Genomic DNA, 25,592 nt, shown 5'->3' with positions numbered 1-25,592 from the left:
GTTTCGGCGCCACCGTCATCTATGGTCTTGGCGGCGTTGCGGGTTCGCCCGGCGTCGGTAACCTCGGCATTCACTTGAACTATCGTGGGCATGGCCTCACGGCCGTGCTGTCCGGCCAGCGCGTGCGGTATACCGCGGCAGGGCCGGTCGGCGCGCAGTACGCCTATCTGGCCGGCGCGGCATACGACTTCAAGCTCGTCACGCTCTACGGCGCCTGGGCGATGACGAGCGACACGAGTACGCCGACCGGCAGCCACACCTACGAAGCGGGTGTGTCGATCCCGTTGTCGCCGGCCGACTTCCTACTGGCGGAATGGGCGCGCACGAAGCGGTCCGGCGCTACCCGAGCGGCCGGCAGCCTGCGGAACACCGCGTCCGTCGGCTACAACCACCTTCTGTCGAAACGGACGAATGTCTACGCGATTTACTCCTACGACAAGCTGAGCGCTCACCCCACCGGCAACACGTTTGCGGTGGGCGTTCGTCACACGTTCTGATTCCGCCCGCGCGCCCTCCAACGCCCCCGCAGCCGTCAATCCTTTCCTGAACGCGAGGTCGCGTTTATGATCCGCCTTGCAAGCGGTGGCCGCTGGAATCGTCTGATCGGTCGTACGACCGGTCCGTTCCTTCGGCACCGCTTTCCTTTTGCGCCCAACCCTCACACGAATTCACGAGGCCCCCCGGCAACTCGGGGTCTCGTCGTCGCCGAATCGAAAGCGATCTGTAAATAACAATGCTGCCGACCAGTTACAACGCGTTGCTCGTTCTTCTTTCGCTCCTGATCGCCATATTGGCGTCCTACACCGTGCTGGACATGGCCGGGCGTATCAAGACGGCCGACGGGCGCGCCGCGCACTGGTGGCTGGTCGGCGCGGCCAGCGTGATGGGCGCGGGCATCTGGTCGATGCATTTCGTCGGCATGCTTGCGTTCGCGTTGCCGATTCCGCTGGGATACGATCCGGCCATTACGGTGCTGTCGTTGCTGATCGCCATTGCCTGCTCGACGGTTGCGCTGTGGCTCGTCTGTCGGGGCACGCTCGAGTGGCATCGGCTTGGCGGCGGAGCGATGTTGATGGGGGCTGGCGTAGCGGGAATGCATTACACGGGCATGGCTTCGATGCGCATGTCGCCGGGCATCCAGTACGATCCGTTGCTCGTCTGCCTGTCGGTCGCGATTGCCGTCGTCGCATCCGGCGCCGTGCTGTGGATCGTATTCATTCGGCGAACCGGTTCGTCGCGCGTGCGCCTGCTCAATCTGGGGGCAGCGGTCCTGATGGGGGCCGCCATCGCCGGCATGCACTATACGGGGATGGCGGCCGCCCGGTTCCCGCTGGGCAGCCTCTGCGGGGCCGCGCGCGCCAGCATGGATCCCGGCTGGCTTGCGCTCGTCATCGTCGTGGCCATGTTGGCGATACTCGCCATTGCGCTGATCGTTTCCATCCTCGACCTGCGTCTGGAATCCCGCACGGCGGTACTCGCGACGTCGCTGGCCGAAGCGAACCAGGAGCTGACGTATCTGGCGCTGCACGACACCCTCACCAAGCTCCCCAACCGCGTGCTGCTCGAAGACCGGATCGACCAGGCGATCCAGAGCACCGACCGCGAGCACGGGTGTTTCGCGCTGATGTTCATGGACCTCGACGGATTCAAGGCCGTCAACGATGCCTATGGTCATCATGTCGGCGACCTGTTGCTGGTCGACGTGGCCCGGCGCATCGGCGCGAACCTGCGCTCGCAGGACACGATTGCCCGTCTGGGCGGCGACGAGTTCGTGCTGGTCGTGGCCGTGAACGAGCCCGCGGACGCGGCCGACGTGGCGGACAAGGTATTGGCGGTGATGCGGAAACCGTTCCGCGTGTCCGAACACGAATTGCGTGTGTCGGCCAGCATCGGCATTGCGCTCTATCCCGGCAACGGCAGCGATTTCCGCGAGCTGATGACCAATGCCGATGCAGCGATGTATCACGCCAAGGCGCTCGGCCGAAACGCGTACTGCTTCTTCGAGGCATCGATGAACGCGAATGTCCGCGAGCACTTGAAACTCGTGCAGGAACTCCGTCTGGCGCTGGAGCGGCATGAACTGGTCCTGCATTACCAGCCGAAGTTCGAAGTTCCCGACGGACCGATCATGGGCGTCGAGGCGCTGTTGCGATGGAACCATCCGACGCGCGGCCTCATTTCGCCCGATCAGTTCATCTCGATTGCGGAAAAGACCGGATTGATCGTGCCGATCGGCGAATGGGTGCTGGACGAGGCCTGCCGGCAGATACGCGCGTGGCGGGATGGAGGTCGAACCGACTGGACGATGGCAGTGAACCTTTCGCCGTTGCAGTTCGGTCACGCGAGCCTGATCCGGGTCGTGGAGGCCGCATTGCAGCGGCACGCGCTGGCGCCGCACTGCCTAACGCTGGAGATCACCGAATCGACCGCGATGCGCGATGCCGACGCCAGCTTGAGAATCCTGCAGCAGCTTCACGACATGGGGGTGCGCATTTCGATCGACGACTTCGGAACGGGTTATTCGAGCTTGCTGTATCTCAAGCGCCTGCCGGCCAGCGAGCTCAAGATCGATCGCGGATTCATCCGGGATCTCGAGCACGATACCGAAGATGCCGCGATCATCTCCGCGATCGTCGCGCTCGGCCGGGCACTCGACCTGAAGATCGTCGCGGAGGGCGTGGAAACGACCGCGCAGCAGCAGTTCCTGACCCGGCTCGGCTGCAATTCGCTGCAGGGCTTCTTGCTCGGTCGTCCGATGCCGGCGGATCACTTCGTCGACGTGATCGCGCAAGGCACGGCGATCAAGAGCATGTGATCCCGATTCGGAACGTGTCGGGGTCGCGCGGCGCGATCGCCCGGCGCATCTGCGCAACGGTCGATCACGGCAAGCGGGGGCGCCCATGTTATCGGCTACGGTATCGCGCAATCATCGGTGTCGCGCTGCCCCGCCTGCGCCAACGCCTGGCCGATTGCGTGCTGAACCGCGGCCGGGTGGTCCAAAAGAAAGAAGTGCCCGCCATCGAACGCGCGGAAATCGACCGGATGGTGCGACGCACGCAACCAGTCACGTTGCCCGGCCGGGCTCAGCAATGTGTCGTCGCGGCCGGAGAAGACCGTGACGGGGCAGGGTAGCGCGGTCGCGGACGGCAAGGGGAAGAACCGCTCGACGACGCGGAAATCCGCCTTGGCGAGCTTCAGCAGCATGGCCCGTAGCGCGTCGTGTTCCACCACTTCGCGTGGCGTCCCGCCGAGCGACACGACGTAGTCGACGATCTGGGCGTCGGTGCGCAAATGAACCGGCATGCCATCGCGGTGCGCGTGGCGATGCGCGTAGAACGGCGCATCGGCGCCGGAGGCGCCGAGCCAGACGGGCGGACGCCCCTGTTGCGCCATGTCGCACGCGAAACAATACGCGATCAACGCCCCCATGCTGTGGCCGAACACCGAATAGGTGGGCGGCAACAGCGGACGCAGCGCGCGCAGGAAGTCGATCAGTTCGGGCAACGTATCGATCGCGCGAGCGCCCAGACTCCGGCCGCGGCCGGGCAGTTCGATCAGCCACACCTCGATGTCGTCCGGGAACGACGCCCCCCATCGATAGTAATTGGCCGCCGCGCCGCACGCGTGATGGAACACCAGCAGCCGATGCCGCGCCGTCGGGCGCTCGAGCGGAATGGTGACAGTACTGGCCAGCAAGACCATGCTTGTGAACTCCAATTAAAAACGAACCGGAAAAAATACAAAACAATCGGGATGATTATGGATTTATTTGAAAAGGCATATTTCGCATATCTGTTCACATATTTATGAAACAATGGGCTCGATTATTGGTTGTCGGGGAATATGATTTATCCCGGTTTCATGCAATAGAAATGTAATTGATTTAAGGTGAATTATGGTAAAGTCGGTTCGCTTCGATTCTTAGCGTGCTTGCATCGTCACTCGATGCTATCGGGCGTGCTGTTCTTATCGAAATATCGAATTATGTGATGCGTGTGACACGCGTGATCGATTATTGAAACGAGAGAGACATGGAAGCCGAAACGCCGCAAGACGATACCGTTTTCAAAGTAGTCGTCAATCACGAGGAGCAATATGCGATCTGGCCGGACGACAAGCATGTGCCGGAAGGCTGGCGGGCGGCGGGCCCGTCGGGAAACCGGGAGGCCTGTCTCGAATGGATCGGCGCCAATTGGACCGACATGCGCCCATTGAGCGTGCGGGCTGCGCTGTCGAGATAATTATCGACGCTTCGCGCCACGAGCGCGCAATAAAAGATAAAGGAACGATGCGGCATTTCGCGGCCCGGTGACGGCGCGCGGGAGGACGTTTGCGTTTCGCCGAGAGAATCCGAGGGTAAAACACACCATGTCAGTCGATGATCGCCTGGGGGTCTTCCTCAATACAGGCATTCTGGCTTCACGCGCGCATGATCTGGGCTCGCTGATCGAGCGACAGGACGCGCTCATGCAGCAATTCATGGAAGCGAAATTCGAACCGGCCGTCTGCGCCGCGCTGTTGCGCGATGCGATTGCGCGTTATCCGTTTCTCGCCGAACTGTTCGATCCGGATTCCGTGGCGGCCGGCGGCTGCATCGCGAGCCGTGCGTTGCTCTACGATCTGCATCAGCGCCGCGACCGCTGGACGCTCGCGCTGGCGCCGCGGAGCGGCGAGCCGATCGTGCTCGATACCGCCGCCGGCGACGTGCCGCAGCTCGCGCATGCGCTGCGCGACGCGCTTCAGCGTAACCGCTGGCAGCCGCTGTCCGAGCTGTACGCGGAGCCCCGCCTGCTCGGCTGTGAACGGCCGCAGGGCGACGCGGCGCTGGCGTGGCCGGCGTTCGACGGCCCCGGCATCCAGCGGCTCGAACACGCGTCGCTGCTGATCGCATCCGAAACCACCCGCCTGCTGACCGACCCGATCAGCCTCGCGAACGGCGGCAACGTCGGCCTGCCCGATCTCGATCGCGCGCCGTCCAACTTGGGGCGGCAGATCGACGGCATGCTCGTGACGCACGGGCATCTCGATCATTGGCACATCCCGACCATCCTGCGGCACGGCGGCGACGGATCGGTGCCGGTCATCGTGCCGCACGTTCCGGTCGCCTCGCTGCTGGCGCAGGACGACATGCAGCAATCGTTGCGCGACGTCGGGCAGACGGTGCTCGCGCCCGGCTGGGGCGAGACGGTGCGGATCGGCGACATCGAGATCGACATCCTGCCGTTCTACGGCGAGCAGCCGACCATCGGCGCGGCCGTGCCGCCGCCCGACGTGCGCAACTGGGGCAATTGCTACCGGGTCACGACGCCGCAGTTCTCGGTGATTCTGCTCGTCGACAGCGGCGAGGACGCGAAGGGCTCGGTGATGGACGTGATCGATCGGTCCGTCGCCCGGCGCGGCCGGCCCGACCTGGTCCTGAGCTGCTGCCGCGAGATGCGCAAGGCGCCGTTCTGGCAGGGCCTGTTTACGTTCTGGATGGTGCTGCCGATGACCGACCTGCAGCGCCTGCCGCACATCGCGGAAGCGGGCGACGGCCCGTCCATCACGCTCGGCCCGTCCGGCATCGGCGAGCTCTGCGCGCGCGCCGGCGCCCATGCGTTCGCGCCGTATGCGAACGGGTTCCGCGGCATCGCCACCGAGATCGACGACATCGGCTGGATCAACGGCGAGCCCGCGGAAGCCGACACCCTCGACCAGATCGACGCGCGCCTCGACACGCTCGGCGCCACCACCCGCGTGATCCGCTGGCTGCCGGGCGACGTGCTTCGGCATGACGGCGATTGGCAGGTGTCCTGATTTTCCTGTCGACAGGAGCCCCACGATGACTGGCAGCAAGATTGTGCCGATGCCGCGCATTCGCTACGACGGCAGCCGGAGCATGCGCGACGTTCTGGCCGGACTGAAGCATCCGGCCGTGCTGGAAGGATTCATCGACGCCTGGCCCGCGCGCACGCGCTGGACGCCGGATTTCTTCGTCGAGCGCTACGGCGAACACGAGATCACGGTGGAGACGTCGCAGCTGTCGCCGACGCCGACCCGGCCGGACCTCTACCTGGGCGCGCGCCGCTACGAAACCGCGCGCCTCGGCGCGACGATCCGCGCGATGCAGGCGCAGGGCAGCGCCCGCACCGCGTACATCACCTACGCGGCGATCTATTCGACGGCGCCGGAGCTGAAGGACGACATCGTGCCGCTGCACGAGCAGCACGGCTTTCCCGGCTGGATGCCGCACTGGCTGAGGCGCCGGCTGGTGTTGCGGCCGGGCTTCTGGCTCGGCCCCGAAGGGATTTCGTCGCCGATGCATTTCGACCGGCACGAGAACCTGAACGTGCAGGTGTACGGCCGCAAGCGCTGGGTGCTGTTCGCGCCCGAGCAGTCCGCCAACGTGTATTACCGGCGCCGCCGCGACCTGCCGGTGATCTTCAGCCCGGTGGACATGAGCGATCCCGACCCGGTGCTGTTTCCGCGCGTGCAGTCGGCGCCGCGCCACGACTTCGTGCTGGAGGCGGGCGAGGTGCTGTACCTGCCGCCCGGCTGGTGGCACTACGTGGAATCGCTGAGCGATTCGATCAACGTGAACTACTGGTGGTGGTCGCCCCGCGCCGTGCGGACCTTCTGTCGGGTCGAGCTGGCGAGCCTGTGGCAGGCGCTCGCGCGCCGGTGGCGCCGCGCGGCCGACACGGCCGGCAAGCCGATGTCGATGCCGCGCTGACGCGCCGTCCCCACGCCGTTCGTTCTATCGGCCCGCCGTGCCGGCGGCCGTGTCTCTTCAGGAAGCCATGATGCAGAACGAGTTCGATTTCACCGTCATCGATGCGCTGTACGCGACCGGCTATCACGGGCCGCGCGCGCTCGACAAACCGGAGTTCTACTGGCGCTCGATGCTGGGCTCGATGGTCGCCTATCGCGACAGCTTCTTTCGCCCGCTCGGCGAGGAGATCGCGCCGGCCGAATCGCGCGACGGCATCGAGATCGAGGCCGCGCGCTGCGAGTACGAGGGCAGCCGGTTTCATCACGCGCTGCCGATGAACATCTCGTCGCTGCGGCAGTTCGGAAACCACTGGCATCTGGTGCTGCCGACCATCTCGACGCTGCGCGACGGGTATTGCCGGCTGCGCGGCCACGACGGCGCGGTGTCGATGCTCGACCTGTGGTTCATCAGCAAGCTGTGCCAATTGCTGCCCGCCTACCTGATTCGTCGGCGCGAGCAGCCGGCCGACCCGGACAGCATTCCCGTCGTGCCGTCGATCATCTACCGGATCTCGCTCGGCATGCACCGGATCGTGCATATCTCGCTGATCAAGCGGATGGCCTCGGGCGGCGATCCGGCCGCGCCGTGCCTCGCCAGCGACGCGTATTACCTGATCGCCGAGGCGGCGGGCCTGCTCGTCGGCCGCAACTCGGTGTGCGCGGGGCCGCAGACGATGGTCGAGCAGGCCTACCGCGCGATGATCGAGCCGGCATCGCTCGCGGGCGCCGACGCGAGCGCGGCCGAGCCCGGCTTCTACCGCTACGCGGCGGCGTTCCTGAAGCTCGAAGCGGAAAAATACCTGTTCGCGGTGCGTGCGGCGCGGCAGTTGCGTGCGCTGATCGTCGCGCTCGACGCGGTGCCCGGCCAGGCGCGCACGCAAGCATTCCGCGACGCGCTGGCGCGGTTCGAGGATTGGTCCACCGAACACACGAGCCCGCTCGCGCACGAGATCGCGCGCGAGGATCTCGCGATGCTGCTGCAGGGGGACGAGGCCGAGATCGCGCGGGCGCGGCAATGGCCGGCGGGCACGGTGCTGCGCCAGATGACGGACGGGCTGAATCAGCTCGTCGCCGCGGCGGACCGGATGTGCGTGGCCACGCTCGGCGCCGACGGGCCGGCCCTGCTGGCCGAAGTCGACGCGATGCGCGACGCGCCGCGCGCGGCGGACGAATGGTCGGCCGACGCGTTCGCGGCGCACGGGCTCGACGCGGCGGCGGCGCAGGCGACGGCGGCCGCGCTCAATACGTACCTGCACGACGAGCGCGCCGCGCGGCGAATCTTCACGCGACTCCAGCAGGAGGTGGACCGCGCGCTCGGCATCGATGACGTCGTGGCGCCGTACTCGGCCGACGACATCGCCGCCGTGTTCGGTCCGCGGCTGCGCCACTGCATCGCCGAACACTTCGCGGAAACGGCCGTCGCGGACCACGCGGCGCGTTGACGCGCGGTGCGCCGGGATCGACTCGCCGCGCCGTCCTTCACGTCCTTCATGTATCCAGACAGGGGCTACCATGCGTACCACTTCGCTTTCAGCCTATCAGTACCGCTTCTGGCTCGAGTGGCAGCTCAATCCGCACTCGTCGGCCTACACGACCGCGCTCGTCTATCGCCTGTCGGGGCCGCTGGATCGCGATGCGCTGCGGCGCGCACTGGACGCGTTCGTCCATGAGCACGACGAAGGATGCCGCAGCACGTTCCGGATGGACGGCGCCCGCGTGGTGCGGGACGTGCACGATCGCGTGACGGTCGCGCTCGACTACCGCGACGCGCGCGCGGCGCCGTCTCTCGACGCCGCCGAGGCCGACGCATGGATCGCCGCGCGCGCGGCGCACGTGTTCGCGCTCGACGACGCGCCGCTGTTCCGCTTCGCGCTGCTGCGCGAGGAGGCCGATGCGCACCGGCTCGTGCTCAGCTTTCCGCACATCCTCTCCGATGCGTTTTCGGCGGTGTACATCAACCAGCGGCTGACGGCGCTGTACAACCACGCGCTCGGCGCGGGGCCGGCGCCCGCGTGCACGTTGCGGGATCTCGGCGAGCAGCTCGCGATCGAAGCCGCGTACCGCGCGTCGCCGCGCTACGACGAAGATCTGGCCTATTGGCTCGGCGCGCTCGCGCATGCGCCGCTCGGGGTCGAGTTCGACGCGGCGGCGTCGGCGGGGCCGCGCGAGGGGCGCATCCACCGGATGCGTTTCGACGCGGACACGACCCGCCGGCTGCGCGCCCGCGCCCGCGCGAGCCGCTCGACGCCGTTTCTCGTGCTGTCGAGCCTGTTCGCGATCGCGCTGGCCCGCTGGCAGGACCTGCGCGAGCTGGTCGTGACCTATCCCGTCAACATGCGCGCGCCGGCGTTTCACGACGCCAGCGGATGCTTCGTCAACAACCTGCCGATGCACTTTTCGCTGCGGCCGGGCGACACGTTCCGCGACATCGTCGCGCGTACCACGGCCCGGCGTGCGCAAGGCAAGCGCCATCAGCAGCTGTCGCTGACCGAGCTCGTGACGGCGCTGCGGCGCTCGCGTTCGCTGGCCGACACGCCCGTCTTCAACGTCGGCGTGACGGAAGCGTTCTTCGTGCAGGATGCGCCGCTCGCGTTCCATGGCGTGCAGGCGGAATTGCTGCCGGTGGTCGCCGCCGAGCGGCCGTTCGACCTGAACTTCGCGTATCAGCTGACGCACGACGGCCTGCACGTGAATCTCGAATACGACACCGGCTGCCTGCCACCGGCGCGGGTCGGCGAATTCGCCGCGCGTTTCGGCCGACTGCTGCGCGCGTACCTGGACGACGATGCGCAGCCGGCGCTCGCGGTCGACCTGCTGGCGCCCGAGCAGCGCGCGCGGCTCGCGCAATACTGGCACGGGCCCACGCGCCCGATCGACGCGACGGACTGGCCGGCCCGCTTCGCCGCGCAGTGCGCGGCGACGCCGGATGCGCCGGCCGTCCGGTTCGGCGCGGAGCAACTGACCTATCGCGAACTCGATGCGCTGTCGGCCCGGCTCGCCGGCTTTCTCGCGGCGCGCGGCGTGACGCCTGGGGCGCTCGTCGGGCTGTGCTGCGAGCGCTCGACGGAGATGGTGCTGGCGATCGTCGCGGTGATGCGCGCGGGCGCGGCCTACGTGCCGCTCGATCCCGCTGCGCCGCCGGACCGGTTGCGGCGCATCGTCGACGATGCGGGGCTCGCGCTGTTGCTCACGCAGCGGCACCTGCTGGCGAACCTGCCCGCCGGGCCGGTCGCCCGGCATGCGCTCGACGAGCGCGCGATCTGGCTCGCCGCCGAACCGCTGCCGCCGCAACGCATTCACCCGGACGGGATCGCGTACGTGATCTACACGTCCGGCTCCACCGGCGCGCCGAAGGGCGTCGCCAACACCCATCGCGCGCTGGTCAACCGGCTCGACTGGCACGGTTCGCTGCTGCCCGATAGCGCGCCGGTGCGCGTGCTGCAGAAGACGCCGTACTTTTTCGACGTGTCGGTCTGGGAATTCCTGTGGACGTTGCAGAGCGGCCATGCGCTGGTGATCGCGCCGCCCGGGCTGCACAAGGACCCGGCCGGGCTCGCGGTGCTGCTGCGCGATGCGCGCATCGCGGTCGCGCACTTCGTACCGTCGATGCTGAATGCATTTCTGGATGCGACGCCCGGGCAGGTCTTCCCGGATCTCGCATTGGTCGTCTGCAGCGGCGAGGCGCTGCTGACCGAGCAGGCCGAGCGCTTCCACCGGCTGCTGCCGGGGGTACGGCTCGCCAACCTGTACGGGCCGACCGAGGCCGCGATCGACGTGAGCGTGTGGCATTGCACGCCGGACGACGCTCATGCGCGCGCCGGCGTGCCGATCGGCCGGCCGATCGACAACGTGTCGCTGTACGTGCTGGATGCGGGCCTCGAGCCGTGCGCGCCCGGCAGCGCGGGCGAGCTCTACATCGGCGGCGCGGGCCTTGCGCAAGGGTACGTCGGCCGCCCGGATCTGACCGCGGCGAGCTTCGTGCCCGATCCGTACGCGGGCCGCCCGGGCGCGCGCATGTACCGCACCGGCGACGTCGCGATGTTCGGCGAGCACGGCGAGCTGCATTACCTCGGCCGGCGCGACGAGCAGGTCAAGCTCAACGGTAACCGGATCGAGTTGCGCGAGATCGAGGCGTGCCTGCTGGCGCTGCCGGGCATCGCGCAGTGCGCGGTGGTGCCGGTGCGGGTGCAGGGCCGCGTGCGGCTGCTGCACGCATTCGTCGAGCCGGCCGCGGGGTGGGACGCCTGGCCGGTCGACGCGCTGCACGCGGAGCTGGCCGCGCGGCTGCCCGACGCGATGCGCCCGGCGCGCATCGACGTGGTGGAGCGCATCGCGCTGCTGCCGGCCGGCAAGATCGACCGCAAGCGCCTGGCCCAGCTTGCCGAGGCGGCGCTCGAGGCGCGCGCGCACGGCGCCGACGTGCGCGCGAAGACGCCGTTCCAGGCCGAGGTCGCCGCCGAGTGGTCGGCCGTGCTGGACGTCGCCGATATCGGGCCGGACGACCATTTCTTCATGCTCGGCGGCAGTTCCGTGCAAGCGATCCAGTTGATCGGGCGCCTCAATGGCCGCTACGGGCTGCTGCTGTCGCCGCCGCTGCTGTTCGGCGCACCGCAGCTCGACCGGTTCAGCGCGCAAGTGCTGGTGGCGCTCGGCCAGAAGGCCCGGCAGGAGGACCGCCTGGACGCGCTGCTCGATCGTCTCGCGCCGGACGACATGGACGAACTACTCACAGTGTTTTCATCGTCGGGAGAGCTGGTTTGATGTCGCATAACGATTCCACCGAAAACAAGCGTCGCCAATTGCTCGAAGCGTTCGGCAGGCAGCGTGGCGCGGGCAGCCGCGACGCGATCATTCGCCAGGCGCGGCCGGCGGACCTGCCCGCGTCGGCGGAGCAGTTGCGGATGTGGGTGCAGATGGCGATCAGCGGCGGCGCCGGCCATTTCCACGTGCCGCACGTGCTGGAGATCCCGGGCGCGCTCGACGAAGCCGCGTTGCAGGCGGCGCTGCGCGACGTGGTGGCGCGGCACGAGGCGCTGCGTACGACGTTCGACGAACGCGAAGGCCACTTGTACCAGCGCGTACATCCCGAACTGGCCCCGTCGCTGCCGGTGCATCGGCACGCGGCCGATGTGTCCGACGCGGAGATCGCCCGCGCGATCACGGCCGAAATCGCGCAGCCGTTCGACCTCGCGCACGGGCCGCTGCTGCGCGTGTCGCTGCATCGTCTCGGCGACGCGCGGCAGATTCTCGTGCTGACCGCTCATCACCTGATCGTCGACGGATGGTCGCTGGAACTGATGCTGGCCGACTGGTGGTCGGCCTATGCGGCGCGGCTGGCGGGCCGCGTGCCCGAGCCGCCCGCCAGCGACGCGCCGCAGTATGCGGACTATGCGCTGTGGCAGCAGGCGCGCAGCGCCGCGGACAGCGCGCCGAGCCTCGCCTACTGGCAGGGCCGGCTGACGGGCGCGACGACGCTCGAATTGCCGTTCGCGCTGCCGCGCCCGGCACGGCGCGCGCACGACGGCGAACTGGTGTTCTTCGCGATTCCCGCCGCCGTGCGCGCGCGGGCCGAGGCGCTGGCGCGGCGGCAGGGCGGCACGCTGTTCACGGTGATGCTGGCCGCGTGGCGCTGCCTGCTCGGCGACTACGCGGGCCAGGACGACTTCTGCATCGGCACGACCGCGTCGAACCGCGTGCATCCGGGCAGCGAGCGCATCGTCGGCTTCTTCGCGAACCTGCTCGCGTTGCGCACCGCGCGGCAAGGGTGCGCGACGTTCGCCGCGCTGGTCGAGCGCGAGCGCGACACCGTCGCCGATGCGTTGCGGCATCAGGCGGTGTCGTTCGACCAGGTGGTCGAGCAGGTCGGCGTCGCGCGCGATGCCGCGCGCAGCCCGCTGTTCCAGGTCAACTTCGTGCTGCAGGACACGAAAGGCGCGGTGCCCGGCGCCGCCGAGCCGGCGACGGCGGCCGGGATGCCGGCGATGACGGTGCGCGACGACCTGTACCGCTACGCGCAGTTCGACCTGACGCTGTTCGCCGAGCTGACGTCCGACGGCGTGCGCTGCTGCACGGTGTTCCGCACCGACCTGTTCGAGGCCGCCGATATCGAGCGGCTGTCGCGCACCTATGTGCAGTACCTCGACGTGCTGACCGCGCAGCCGGACGCGCCGTTCGGCACGCTCGCGCGCGGCGACGCGGCGACGCTCGACGCGCTGCGCGGCTGGCAGCGCCGGCCGCTCGCGCAGCCGCTGCCCGACTCGATCGGCGCGGTGATCGACGCGCTGGCGCGGCAGCATCCGGATCGCCCGGCGATCCGCCACGGCGACGCGACGCTCGACTACCACGCGCTGAACGCCCGCGCGAACCGGCTGGCCGATCACTTGCGCGATCTCGGCGTGTCGCCGGGCTCGACCGTCGGCCTGTGTCTGGAGCCGGGCGCGGAGCTGATCGTCGCGATGCTGGCGGTGCTCAACGCGGGCTGCGCGTATGTGCCGCTCGACAGCCGCTATCCGGCGGACCGGCTGCGATTCCTGCTCGACGACAGCCAGGCGAGCGTGATCGTCACGCGCGAGGACGTGGTCGCGCGCACCGATGCGCTGCGTGACGGCTATCTGAACCTGATCGTCCTCGAGGACCACGACGACGAGATCGCCGCGCGCGACGGCGCGTTCGTCGCGAGCGGGCTGCCGGCGCAGATGCCGGCGTACCTGATGTACACGTCGGGCACCACCGATCGCCCGAAGGGCGTGATCGTGCCGCAACAGGCGATCCTGCGGCTCGCGTACCGCCCGACCTATCTCGACGTGACGCCGGACGACGTGTTCCTGCAGTTCGCGCCGACCGCGTTCGACGCGTCGACCTTCGAGATCTGGACCGCGCTGCTGAACGGTGCGTCGCTCGTGGTGCCGGCCGGACGCGATGCGTCGCTCGATCAGCTCGGGCCGTTGCTGATCGACGCGCGCGTGACGATTCTGTGGCTGACGAGCGGCCTGTTCGCGGCGATGGTCGATCACGCGCCGGACGCGCTGCGGCGGCTGCGCTACCTTGTCTGCGGCGGCGACGTGCTGTCGCTGCCGCACGTGGAGCGCGCCCGCGCGCTGCTGGAACACGGGCAGGTGGTCAACGGCTACGGGCCGACCGAGACCACGACGTTCGCGACGGCATACCCGGTGCGTGGCGCGCCGGCGGCGGGGCGCGCGGTGCCGATCGGCATGCCGATCCAGGGCACGTCGGTGTACGTGCTCGACGACGCGCTGAATCCGCTGCCCCCCGGCGCGGCGGGCGACATCTACATCGCGGGGCTCGGCGTCGCGCACGGCTACGCGAACCGGCCGGACCTGACCGCCGCCGCGTTCGTGCCCGATCCTTACGGCGGCGAGCCGGGCGCCCGCATGTACCGCAGCGGCGACGTCGGCTACTGGGCGCATGACGGCGCGTTGCATTACCTCGGCCGGCGCGATCGCCAGGTGAAGCTGCGCGGCTACCGGATCGAGCCGGCGGAAATCGAGGCGGCGCTGGCCGCATGCCGCGGCGTGCAGGCCGCCGTCGTGACGCTCGACGCGACGCCGCAGGGCGACAAGCAGCTCGTCGCGTACTGGACCGCCAGCCCGGGCACCGGCGCGGACGTGCCGGACGAAGCCGGCCTGCGCGCGCAGTTGCGGGCATCGCTGCCGGATCACCTGGTGCCGGCGCGTTTCCACGCGGTGCCGCACATTCCGCTGACGGCCAACGGCAAGGTGGACCGGGCCGCGCTCGCGCGGCTCGCGCCTGCGCAGGCGGCCGCGGCAACGGCGCCCGAGACGCTGACCGACACGCAGCGCATCCTGCGCGCGTTGTGGGAAGACGTGCTGGGCCGCGGCGGCTTCGGCCTCGACGACGGTTTCTTCGATCTCGGCGGCGATTCGCTGCTGGCGATCCGGCTGAAGGCGCAGGCGCAGCGCCACGGGCTCGAATTCGAGATCCAGGACCTGTTCGTCCACCAGAGCGTGCGTACGCTGGGCGAGCACATCGAACGGCAGCGCGGCGCCGGCGCCGGCACCGGCACTGGCATCGGCGCAGGCGCAGGCGCAGGTGCGGAGGCGAGCGCGCCGGCCGAGGCCGCCGCACCGCGGGCGCCGCTGACGAGCGACGCGGACCGCGCGCGGCTGCCGGCCGGCGTCGTCGACGCGTATCCGCTCAGCCGCCTGCAACTGGGGATGCTTTATCACAGCCGCCGGCACGAGCGCTCGAGCCTGTACCACGACGTGATCGGCTACGAGGTCGCGTATGCGTACGACGAAGCCTGCCTCGCGCATGCGCTCGACCGGCTGTCGGCGCGTCATCCGGCGCTGCGCACCGCGCTGCGGATGGAAGGGTTCAGCGTGCCGCTGCAGCTCGTGTTCGACACGGCGCGCATTTCGCTGGCGGTCACCGACCTGACCGAACTCGATGCGGCGGCGCAGGCCGCCCGGATCGCCGCGTTCATGGACGGCGAGCGGTTCGCCGCGTTCGACGTCGCCGCCGCGCCGCTATTCCGCTGCTTCGTGTTCAAGCTGGCCGCGCAGCGCTTCAAGCTGGTCTGGAGTTTTCATCACGCGATACTCGACGGCTGGAGCGAGGCCGCGCTGACCGCCGAATTCATCCGGCTCTACACGGCGGGCCTGGCGGGCGCGCAACACGGGCAGAGCGGGCAGGAGGGGCAGAACGACGAACCGGTGCAGGCCGGTTACCGCGATTTCATCGAGCGCGAACAGGCCGCGCTCGCCGATCCGGCCCAGCGCGATTTCTGGCGCGGCCAGCTCGACGGCGCACAGGCGCTGTCGCTGCGCCGCGCGCCGCTGACGGACGACGCGGCAGACGAGCGCGTGGATTATCTGGAGGTCGAGATCCCCGCCGAACTGGAGGCGGCGCTGCGTGCGCTCGCGCGCGACGCGAACGTGCCGCTCAAGAGCGTGCTGCTCGCCGCCCACCTGCGCGCGCTGCAGGCGCTGAGCGGGCGGCGCGACGTGCTGACGTCGATGGTGACGCACGTGCGGCCCGAGACCGAGGATGCGGAGCGCGCGGTCGGGTTGTTCCTGAACTCGGTGCCGGTGCGCGCGGCGCTCGACGGCGACGCGTCGCCGGTCGCGCAGGTGCGGCAGGTGTTCGAAATCGAGTCGGGCATTTTCCGGCACCGTTTTTATCCGTCGCAGCAGATCCGGCAGGACAACGGCGGGATCGAGCTCGGCGAGGTGCTGTTCAATTTCACGAGCTTTCACGTGCTGCGCGAGCTGGACGACGCGGACGTGCGGATGCTGGCGGGCCGCGACGGCCACGCGGTCAACAGTTTTCCGGTGCAGGTCGATTTCTCCGTTTCCGCGAGCGACCAGCGGCTGCGCTGCATCGTCGGCTACCGGGCCGACAGCCTGCGGCGTGACGACGCGCAAGACATCGTGCACGCCGAGCACGAAGCGCTGCGGCGGCTCGCCGGTGCGCCCGCGGCGACGTGGCTGCTGCCGGCCACGCTCGCGCGGCTCGACGACTGGGCGACGCCGAAGCCCGGGCTGCCGGTGAGCGCGAGCGTCGGCGAGCGTCTCGCCGCGTGCGTGGCCGCGGCACCGGACGCCGTCGCGCTGATCGACGACGCGGGCGAGACGACCTATGCGGCGCTGCTCGAGCAGTGCGACCGGCGCGCGGCGGCGCTCGCCGCGCTGGGCGTGCGGCAGGGCGACGTCGTGGCGGTATGCGCGGGCCGCTCGGCGGCGACGCTGCAGACGGTGCTCGCGCTGTTCCGGATCGGCGCCGTGTATCTGCCGCTCGATCCCGCGTTGCCGGAAGCGCGCCATCGCTTCATGGTGGACGACGCGCGCCCGGCGGCGATCGTCGGCGATGCCGCCGCGCCCGCCTGCCTGCGTGCGTGCGGCGTGCGTTTCGTCGAGCTGGCGGCGCTGGCGGAAACGGGCCACGCCACCTTGGCCGCCGCGCCGCGCGTCAGCCCCGAAGCGCCCGCCTACATCCTCTATACGTCCGGCTCGACCGGCACGCCGAAGGGCGTGCCGTGCCGCCAGGAAGGCATCCTCGCGTTGTTCGACGCGCTTGCCGACACCTATCCGCTCGCCGCGGGCGACCGCGTGCTGTGGAAGACCGCGCAATCGTTCGACGTGTCGCTCACCGAAATGCTGTGGCCGTTGATGAAGGGCGCCGCGATCGTGATCGCGCGGCCGGACGGCCAGTACGATCCACGCTACCTGCAGCGCGCGATCGAGCAGCATCGCGTGACGGTGGTCAATTTCGTGCCGTCGATGCTGCACCTGTTCCTGCAATCGCTCGACGCCGGCGCGGCGAGCCCGCTGCGCGCGGTGTTCGCCGCCGGCGAGCCGCTGCTGCCCGCGACCGTCGAGCTGGCGGCGCGCGTGCTGCCGCATGCGCCGTTGTTCAACGCATACGGCCCGACCGAGGCCAGCATCTACGCCACCGTGTGGCGCTGCGCGAGCGGCCCGGTGCTGATCGGCCGCGCGGTGGGCGACGTCGGCACGCATATCCTGTCGCCCGAACTCGCCCGGCTGCCGATCGGCGTGACGGGCGAGCTGTACCTCTGCGGGCGCGCGCTGGCGTCGGGCTACCTGAACCGGCCTGAACTGAGCGCGGAGCGCTTCGTGCCGAACCCGTATGCGACGGGCGACGCGGATCGCGTGCTGTATCGCACCGGCGACCTGGCCCGCTTCGATCGGCACGGCGACATCGAATTCGTGGGCCGAGACGACCAGCAGGTCAAGGTGCGCGGCTTCCGCATCGAGACGGGCGAAGTCGAATCGGTGCTGGGCCGCCATCCGGGCGTCGCCAAGGTCGCGGTGCTGGCGCGTTCGGGTAACGCAGGCGCCGTGCTCTGCGCGTTCGTGCAGGCGGCGGGCACGCTGCCGGACGGCGCGCTGAAGGCGCATGCGCAACAGGCGCTGCCGCCGTACATGGTGCCCGACCGGATCGTCGTGCTCGACGCGATGCCGAGGACCGGCAGCGGCAAGATCGATCGCCTCCGGCTGGCCGACTGGCCGCTCGAGGCGGCGAGCGTTGTCGCCGAGCGCGCCGTCTCCGCCGCCCCCGCCAACGCCGCGCGCCGCGCGCCCGGCGATGCGCAGGCCGCGGTCGCGGCGATCTGGCGCGACGTGCTCGGCCTCGCCGAGATCGATCCGGACACCAACTTTTTCGACGCCGGCGGGCATTCGCTCGCGCTGATCCAGTGCCAGGCGCGGCTGCGCGGCGAATTCGGTCGCGACGTCGACATCGATCACCTGTTCCGCTACACGACGATTCGCACGCTGGCCGACTGGCTGTCCGCGTCCGGCGAACGGGCGGCCGAAGCCGGCGGCATGGCCGAGGCCGCGCGCGCGTCGGAGGTCGGCAGTCGCGACGTCGCGATCATCGGGATGAGCGCTGCCGTCTCGGGCGCGGACGACGTCGAGCAGTTCTGGCGCATGCTGCTCGCGGGCGAGGACGGCATCACCCGGCTCGACGACGCGCGGCTGCGCGCGCTCGGCGTGCCGGACGCGCTGCTCGGCAATCCGCGCTTCGTCGCCGCGCGCGGGTTGATTCGCGATCCGGACTGTTTCGATGCCGCCTTCTTCGGCTATACGCCGCGCGAAGCCGAGATCATGGATCCGCAGCAGCGCAAGCTGATCGAGGAAAGCTATCGCGCGCTCGAGGACGCCGGTTACGCCGGGCCCGGGCCCGCGCGCGACGTGGGCGTCTACGTCGGCGTCGGCGCGAGCCAGTACCTCGCGAACCACGTGCTCGGCAACCGCGACGCGGTCGACGCGCTCGGGCTGTACCAGATCAACGTGCTGAACCAGCCCGCGACGCAGATCGCCTACCGGCTGAATCTCACCGGCCCCGCGGTCACGCTGAACACCGCGTGCTCGACGTCGCTGGTCGCGCTGCACATGGCCGCGCGCGCGGTCGCGCAGGGCGACTGCGAACTCGCGCTCGCGGGCGCGGCGTCGATCGGCGTCGACGGCGTGCCGGGCTATCTGCACCGTACCGGCGGGATCTTTTCCGCGGACGGCTATTGCCGCGCGTTCGACGCGGCCGCGAGCGGCACCGTGGAGGGCAGCGGCGCGGGTGCGGTCGTGCTGAAGCGGCTCGACCTCGCGCGCCGCGACGGCGATCACGTGTATGCGATCGTCAAGGGCTCCGCGATCAACAACGACGGTCACGACAAGGCCGGCTACACCGCGCCGAGCCCCGCCGGCCAGGCGCGGGTGATTCGCGCCGCGCTGGCGGACGCGGGCGTGGACGCCGCGTCGGTCGGCTATGTCGAGACGCACGGCACCGGCACGCTGCTCGGCGACCCGATCGAAATGGCCGCGCTGAAGGCGACCTACGGCCAGCATCCGGCCCATGCGCCGCGCCTGCTCGGCGCGGTCAAGACGAGCGTCGGGCACCTGGACAGCGCGGCCGGGCTCGCGGGCGTGATCAAGGCGGCGCTCGCGCTCGAGCGCGGCAAGGTGCCGGGCACGCTGCACTTCGACACGCCCAACCCGCTGCTCGAACTCGACGACGCGGCCTTCCGCATCACCGCGCAAGCGACCGACTGGCCGGACGGCGGCGCGCCGCGCCGCGCGGCCGTCAGTTCGTTCGGCATCGGCGGGACCAACGCGCACGTGATCCTGGAAGCCGCGCCGCCCGAGGCGGACGCGCCGACGGCCGCCGCCGCGCATTGCCTGCGGCTGTCGGCCGCCACGCCCGACGGGCTGCGGCGTGCGGCGGACGGCCTCGCCGCCGCGCTGCGCCGCCACCCGGAATGGGCGCTGGCCGACGTCGCGTACACGCTGCAGGCCGCCCGGCAGGACCATGCGTGCCGCGCGTTCGTGGTCGCCGAGTCGCGCGATACGGCGCTCGACGCGCTGGCCGCGGGCGTGTCGCCGCTCGCCGACGACGCGCCGCCCGCGCGTCCGGTGATTTTCCTGTTCACCGGGCAGGGCGCACAGGCCGCCGGGATGGCGCGCGACCTGCATCGCGAGAATCCGGTGTTCCGCGCGGCGCTCGACCAGGTGTGCGCGCGGTTCGCGAGCACGGCCGGGCTCGCGCTCGAGCCTTACCTGCTGGGCGACGCGAGCACCATCGACACCGCGCTGGTGCAGCCGCTGCTGTTCGCGTACGAGTACGCGCTGTATCAGGCGTGGGCCGCGCTGGGCGTGACGCCGGACTACCTGATCGGCCACAGCCTCGGCGAATTGGTCGCCGCGTGCTGCGCGGGCGTGTTCTCGCTCGACGACGCGGTCGCCCTGGTGGCGGCGCGCGCGGCGGCGATGCAGGCGCAGCCGGCCGGCGCGATGCTGTCGATATCGATCGCGGAAGACGAACTGGCCGCGCAACTGCCGCCGACGCTCGCCCTCGCGGCGGTCAACGGGCCGCTGCAATGCGTGGTGTCCGGCCCGGTGGACGCGGTCGACGCGTTCGCGGCGCGGTTGCGCGACGGGGGTGTCGCGCATGCGCGGCTCGCGTCGTCGCATGCGTTCCACTCGCCGATGATGACGGACGCGGCGGCACGTGTGCACGCGCATGCCGCGACGATGGCGCTGCATGCGCCGCGCATCCCGTTGATCTCCAACCTCGACGGCACGCTGCTGGACGCGCCGCGCGCCACCGATCCGGCGTACTGGGCCGCGCACGTGCTCGGCACGGTGCGCTTCTCGGCGGGCGTGCGAACGCTGGCGGCACTGGGCGACGCGCTGTGGGTCGAGATCGGCCCGCGCGACGTGCTGGCGGCGCTGGTGCGCGCGCATCGCTGCGCGCCGGCCGACGCGGTGCTGGCGAGCTTCACGGAGCGTACGCCGCGCACGATGGCGACGCTGCTCGCCGGCTACGGGCGGCTATGGGCGAAGGGCGCGCGGCTGACACGGCGCGACGCCTACGCGGGCGAGCGCCGCAAGCGCCTGCCGTTGCCGGGCTATCCGTTCGAGCGGACGCGTCACTGGCTGCCCGCCCAGCACGTCGCGCGCGTGCAGCCGGAGGCACTGGCGCCGTCGATTGCCGCGGTTGCCGCGCCGGTCGCGGTCGAGACTCCGCTTGTCGCCTCGGCGGAAATCGACGACGTGCGGCATGCATTGACGCGTATCTGGACCGAGTGCCTTGGCCATGAGCGGATCGCGCCGACCGACGATTTCTTCGAGCTGGGCGGCGATTCGCTGCTCGCCGGGCGCGTGCTCACGAGAATTCACGAGCGGCTGAACGTGGAGCTGACGCTCGCGGCGTTCTTCGGCGCGCCGACGATCGACGGGCTCGCCAGCGCGATTCGCGTGCAGTCCGAACCGACGCCGCCTGCCATGCCGGCGGCGACGATACCGGCCGGCCTGCCGGCCGCCGGGCCGCGCCGCGCGCCGATGTCGTTCCAGCAGCGCCGGTTGTGGACGCTCGAACGGCTCGGCATGGGCGGTTCGGTCTTCCACCTGCCGCAATGCCTGCATCTGCACGGCGACCTCGACCGCGCCGCGCTGCACGCGGCGCTCGCGGGGCTGGTCGCGCGCCATCCGGTGCTGCGCACGTCGTTCCACGAAGGACCGGACGGCGGCGGCGAGCAGCACGTGCATGCCGACGCGACGATCGCGCTGTCGATCCACGCATACGCAGGCGGCACGGACGACGCCCTGCACGCGTTCATCGCGCGGCATCGCGATGCGCTGCGGGCGGAGCCGTTCGATCTCGCGCGGCCGCCGCTGTTTCGCGCACGACTGCTGGAACTCGGGCCGCGCCACGCGTGCCTGCTGATGTCGTTCCATCACATCGTCGTCGACGGTTGGTCGTTCCGGCTGATCGCGCAGGATCTCGCGTCGCTGTACGGCGCGGCGAGCCAGGGCGGCGCGCTGGATACCGCACCGCCCGCGTGGAATTACGCGGACTACAGCGAGGAGCAGGCGACGCGGTTCGCCGCCGGGCACGACGCGGCCCACGAGGCGTTCTGGGCGCACCTGGACGGCGCGCCGGTGCTCGACCTCGGCGGCGATCGACGCCGCGCGCGCACGCCGGGGCGTCTCGCGCACAGCGGCCGCGTCGCGGTGGACGCCGAGCGTGCGCGGCAGGTCGACGCGCTGGCGCGGCGCTTGCGGACGACGCCGTACGTCGTGTTCCTGTCCGCGTTCCTGCTGATGCTGTCGCGGCGCACCGGGCAGCGCGACCTGGTGGTCGGCTCGCCGGTCGCCAACCGCGCGTCGAGCCGCACCGAAGGGCTCGTCGGCTTTTTCGTCAACCTGCTGGCGCTGCGCGTGGCGTTCCCGGCCGCCAGCCGCGCGCGGGCGTGGATCGAGCGGGTGCGCGACTGCGTGATGGCCGCGCACGCGCACCACGACTATCCGTTCGAAAAGCTGGTCGAGCGCTTCGCGGGCCCGCGCGACACGTCGCTGACGCCGCTGTTCCAGGTGGTGTTCTCGATGCAGGAGGCGCCGGTTCGCCAGGTGCGGATCGGCGGGCTGGACGTCGCGTTCGAGGACACGCCGGAAACGGAAACCGAATACGACCTGACGATGAACCTGCATCGCGACGGCGCGGGCTACGGCGGCGTGCTGCTGACGCGCGACGGCGCGCTGGAGCGGGGCGAGGCCGACGAGGTGATCGAACAGTTCCAGGCCGCGCTCGACCTGCTGCTGACGCTGCCGGACGATGCGCCGCTCGGCGACGCGGGCGTGCTGTCGGCCGCGCAGCGGCAGGCCTGGCAGGCGGCAGCCGGGGTGGCCGACGTGTCGTCGTGGGCGGCGTCCGACCTCGTGTCGCTGCTGTCGGGCACGCTGACGGACGCCAACGCCGCGCCGGCGGTCGCGACCGCGCACGAGACGCTCAGTTACGCGGCGTTGCGGGCTCGGGTGGAGCAGGTCGCGGGCGCGCTGCACGCGCGCGGCGTCCGCGCCGGCGATCGCGTCGCGCTGTGCTTGCCGATGGGGCTCGACGCACTGGTGTCGCTGCTCGGCGTGCTGCGCATCGGGGCGACGTACCTGCCGCTCGATCCCGCCGCGCCGGCCGCGCGGCATCACGCGATCCTGTCGCAAGCGGCGCCGGTGCTGCTCGTGCACGATGCGGCGGCGGCCCCGCCGACGTGGCCCGGATGCGCGGCGATCGCGTTCGCCGCGCTCGGCGACGTGCCCGCCGGCGCGCCGCCCGCACGTATCGATCCGCAACAGGCCGCCTATACGCTGTTCACGTCCGGCTCGACCGGCGTGCCGAAGGGCGTCGACGTCAGCCATCGGGCGGTCGCGCACAAGATCCAGGCGCTGTGCGCCGCGTATCGCATGACGGCCGACGACCGGGTCGTGCAGTTCTCGTCGCTCGTGTTCGATGTGTCGATCGAGGAAATCTTCACGACGTTGTCCTCTGGCGCCTGCCTGCTGCTGCTCGAGCGCGCGGCGTGGCCGACGTTCGGCGCGTTCAGCGGCCTGCTCGACGCACAGCGCGCGACCGTGCTCAACCTGCCCGCGTCGCTGTGGCGCGAATGGGTGCGTGCGCTCGGTCTCGGCGAGGCCGCGCTGCCCACGCGGCTGCGGCTGGTCGTGACGGGCAGCGAGACGGTGCCGCTCGCCGCGGTGCAGACATGGCGCGCCGTGACGGGCGGCCGTGTGGCGCTGATGAACGCGTACGGGCTGACGGAAAGCGTGATCACGTCCGTCGTGCACGACGTGCCGGCCGACGCGCGGCCGGATGAACGCGACGTGCCGATCGGCGCGCCGCTGCCCGGCACCACGGCTTATGTACTCGACGCGCACCTGCAGCCGGTGCCGCCGCTGTGCCGCGGCGAGCTCTACCTCGGCGGCAGTGCGCTCGCGAGCGGCTACCCGGGCCGGCCCGGCCAGACGGCCGCCGCGTTCCTGCCCGATCCGTTCGCCGGACGGCCGGGTGCGCGCATGTATCGCACCGGCGACCTCGTGCGGCGCGACGGGACGGGCGCGCTGATCTACCTCGGCCGCAGCGATCGCCAGATCAAGGTGCGCGGCGTTCGTGTCGAGCTGGCCGAAGTGGAAGCGCTGCTGCTCGAACAGGACGGCGTGCGCGAGGCCGCGGTGCGGCTGTCGGGCGGGCCCGACGCGCCGGCGCCGCGCCTGGAGGCGTTCATCGTCGTCGACACCGACGCGTCGGGGGCGGCGGACACGTCACGCGAGGCGGCGCGCGAGCGGCTGCGCGCGCTGCGCCGCATCGCGCCCGCGCATCTGGTGCCGCATGCGCTGGCGATCGTGCCGTCGCTGCCCAAGACGTCCGGCGACAAGATCGATCGCCAGTGGGTAGCGACGGCGGTGCTGCCGGACGCGGACGCGGCCGCGGCCGCGGAGGGCGACGACACGCCGCCGCTGCGCGCGCTGCTGACGGTGCTGCGCGACGTGCTGCGGCTGGAGCGGATCGGCCGCGACGACAACTACTTCGGGCTGGGCGGCGACTCCATCCTGGTGCTGCGGGCCGTCGCGCAGCTGAACCGGGCCGGCTGGACGGTCGATCCGCAGGATTTCTTCGCGAGCCCGACTCTCGCGGACCTGGCCGATTGCCTGCGGCCGCTGGCGGCGCGACCGGACGCGCACGATGGGTCCGCGTTTCCGCTGACGCCGTATCAAAGGCGCGTGCTGCAGCGCCCGCATGCGCACCACTGGAACCGCGCGTTGCTCGTTCGGGCGGCGCAACCGCTCGACGCCGACGCGCTGCGGGCGGCGCTGCGCTCGCTGCTCGACGCGCATCCGGGGCTGCGCTGCGTATTCGATCGCGGCGCGCTGTCGGGCCGTGTCGCGCCCGCGGACGCGGACGCCGTGCAGCGCTGCTTCAGCAGCCACGCGCTCGCGGCGGACGAGGCGGCGCGCTTCATCGTCGCGCACAGCACGACGCTGCAGCAGGGCTTCGATCTCGCGCAAGGGCCGCTGGTGCGGGTCGCGCACTACCGATGCGGCGCGGCCGGCGACCGGCTGCTGCTCGTCGTGCACGGCCTCGTCGCGGACAGCCATGGCTGGGCGGTGCTGCTGGACGACCTCGCCAATGCGTATGCGGCGCATGCGAACGGCCGGACGCCGGCGGTGGCCGCGCCGACGCTGGCCTATCCGGCCTATCTTCGCGCGCTGGACGCACGTATTGCGGCCGCGCGGCAGGCGGGCGAAACCGCCGCGTACTTCGCGCCGCTGGCGGCCAACGTCGCGCTGCCGCGGGATCGGCACGCAGCAGCCGGCGCGAACACCGAGGCGAGCCAGCAGGTCGTGCGCGACCGGCTGACGGGCGAGGCCGCGCGACGGTTGCTGGCCGTCGTGCCGCAGCGTCTGCGCGTGAAGGCCGCCACCGTCGCGATCGCGGCGGCGGCGCGCGCGCTTACCGACTGGGCGGGCGGCGCGGTCGTCGCCGATCTCGGCCGGCACGGCCGCGACTGGCTCGACGACGGGCCGGCGGTCGAGCGCGCGGTGGGCTGCTTCGTCTGCGACGTGCCGCTGCTGTTGCCGCATCACGCCGGCGTGCCGAGCGTCGCCGCGCTGCGCGAATGGGAGGCGACGCTCGCCGCGCTGCCGCTGGCGGCGCTGGGCGGGGCAGGCCTGCCGCCGCCCGCCGGCGTCGATCCCGACGCGTGGCGGCGCTGCGTGCAGCCGCAGGTCAGCGTCGATTTCGTATCGGCGGCCGCCGCGCGTCCGTCCGCATGGTTCTCCGCCGCCACCGAGGCGGTGGGCGCGGACCGCGCGGCCACCGACGAACGTTCGCACCTGCTGAACCTCGTCTGCGTCGCGGGCGACGGCGAACTCGCGTTCGAGTGCCGCTACAGCGACGCCGTCCACGCGCGGTCCACCGCCGAACAGTTGCTGCGCCGGTGGCGCGAACACATGGAGGCCGCGCTCGCGCACGTCGCCGACGCAGCCGTTCCCGTAGTCGAACACGATCATTCCTGA

9 protein-coding genes are annotated in these 25,592 nt (G+C 70.7%); 8 read left to right on the top strand and 1 reads right to left on the bottom strand.

Going from position 1 to position 25,592, the window contains the following annotated elements; genetic code table 11:
- Together AC3IFE_RS30520 and AC3IFE_RS30515 are read left to right on the top strand one after the other, a co-directional pair.
- On the top strand, positions 1–497 hold a 497-nt coding region (locus AC3IFE_RS30520), incomplete at its 5' end, for a porin (RefSeq protein ID WP_489193958.1).
- Positions 498–733: 236 nt separating this feature from the next.
- The gene (locus AC3IFE_RS30515) at positions 734–2,815 is read left to right on the top strand and encodes a putative bifunctional diguanylate cyclase/phosphodiesterase (protein WP_489193956.1); all 2,082 of its coding nucleotides are present in this window, start codon (positions 734–736) and stop codon (positions 2,813–2,815) included.
- Between the two features lie 95 nt (positions 2,816–2,910).
- On the opposite strand, the gene AC3IFE_RS30510 is transcribed toward AC3IFE_RS30515, so the two are convergent.
- Complete coding sequence (locus AC3IFE_RS30510) at positions 2,911–3,702, bottom strand: thioesterase II family protein (protein WP_089471028.1); 792 nt, start codon at positions 3,700–3,702, stop codon at positions 2,911–2,913.
- Positions 3,703–4,031: 329 nt separating this feature from the next.
- On the opposite strand from AC3IFE_RS30510, the gene AC3IFE_RS30505 reads away from it, so the two are divergent.
- From AC3IFE_RS30505 to AC3IFE_RS30480, 6 genes are all read left to right on the top strand, one after another.
- Positions 4,032–4,241 (top strand): MbtH family protein, encoded by a 210-nt coding sequence (locus tag AC3IFE_RS30505; protein ID WP_089471029.1) that lies wholly within the window; start codon positions 4,032–4,034, stop codon positions 4,239–4,241.
- A gap of 226 nt (positions 4,242–4,467) precedes the next feature.
- Positions 4,468–5,796 (top strand): MBL fold metallo-hydrolase, encoded by a 1,329-nt coding sequence (locus tag AC3IFE_RS30500; protein WP_489193953.1) that lies wholly within the window; start codon positions 4,468–4,470, stop codon positions 5,794–5,796.
- A 25-nt stretch (positions 5,797–5,821) separates the two neighbouring features.
- A complete protein-coding gene (locus AC3IFE_RS30495) occupies positions 5,822–6,712 on the top strand; it encodes a cupin-like domain-containing protein (protein ID WP_489193951.1) in 891 nt (296 codons plus the stop codon).
- A gap of 70 nt (positions 6,713–6,782) precedes the next feature.
- Positions 6,783–8,192, top strand: coding sequence for a hypothetical protein (locus AC3IFE_RS30490; RefSeq protein ID WP_489193949.1), 1,410 nt, complete (start codon positions 6,783–6,785; stop codon positions 8,190–8,192).
- 70 nt (positions 8,193–8,262) lie between these two features.
- Positions 8,263–11,511: a non-ribosomal peptide synthetase gene (locus AC3IFE_RS30485; protein WP_489193947.1), complete on the top strand. Its 3,249-nt coding sequence runs from the start codon at positions 8,263–8,265 to the stop codon at positions 11,509–11,511.
- The gene (locus AC3IFE_RS30480) at positions 11,511–25,592 is read left to right on the top strand and encodes an amino acid adenylation domain-containing protein (RefSeq protein WP_489193945.1); all 14,082 of its coding nucleotides are present in this window, start codon (positions 11,511–11,513) and stop codon (positions 25,590–25,592) included. Before AC3IFE_RS30485 ends, AC3IFE_RS30480 begins: the two co-directional genes overlap by 1 nt.

Source organism: Burkholderia sp. APQ4-4ca (genome assembly GCF_057837105.1).
The sequence above is the reverse complement of the archived record's forward strand: the minus strand, read 5'-3'. Positions and strand labels throughout refer to the sequence as shown.

Excerpts from the sequence above, each read along its gene's own strand:
- AC3IFE_RS30515 (WP_489193956.1), top strand. The coding sequence starts at position 734 with ATGCTGCCGACCAGTTACAACGCGTTGCTCGTTCTTCTTTCGCTCCTG.
- AC3IFE_RS30510 (WP_089471028.1), bottom strand. The coding sequence starts at position 3,702 with ATGGTCTTGCTGGCCAGTACTGTCACCATTCCGCTCGAGCGCCCGACG.
- AC3IFE_RS30505 (WP_089471029.1), top strand. The coding sequence starts at position 4,032 with ATGGAAGCCGAAACGCCGCAAGACGATACCGTTTTCAAAGTAGTCGTC.
- AC3IFE_RS30500 (WP_489193953.1), top strand. The coding sequence starts at position 4,468 with ATGCAGCAATTCATGGAAGCGAAATTCGAACCGGCCGTCTGCGCCGCG.
- AC3IFE_RS30495 (WP_489193951.1), top strand. The coding sequence starts at position 5,822 with ATGACTGGCAGCAAGATTGTGCCGATGCCGCGCATTCGCTACGACGGC.
- AC3IFE_RS30490 (WP_489193949.1), top strand. The coding sequence starts at position 6,783 with ATGCAGAACGAGTTCGATTTCACCGTCATCGATGCGCTGTACGCGACC.
- AC3IFE_RS30485 (WP_489193947.1), top strand. The coding sequence starts at position 8,263 with ATGCGTACCACTTCGCTTTCAGCCTATCAGTACCGCTTCTGGCTCGAG.
- AC3IFE_RS30480 (WP_489193945.1), top strand. The coding sequence starts at position 11,511 with ATGTCGCATAACGATTCCACCGAAAACAAGCGTCGCCAATTGCTCGAA.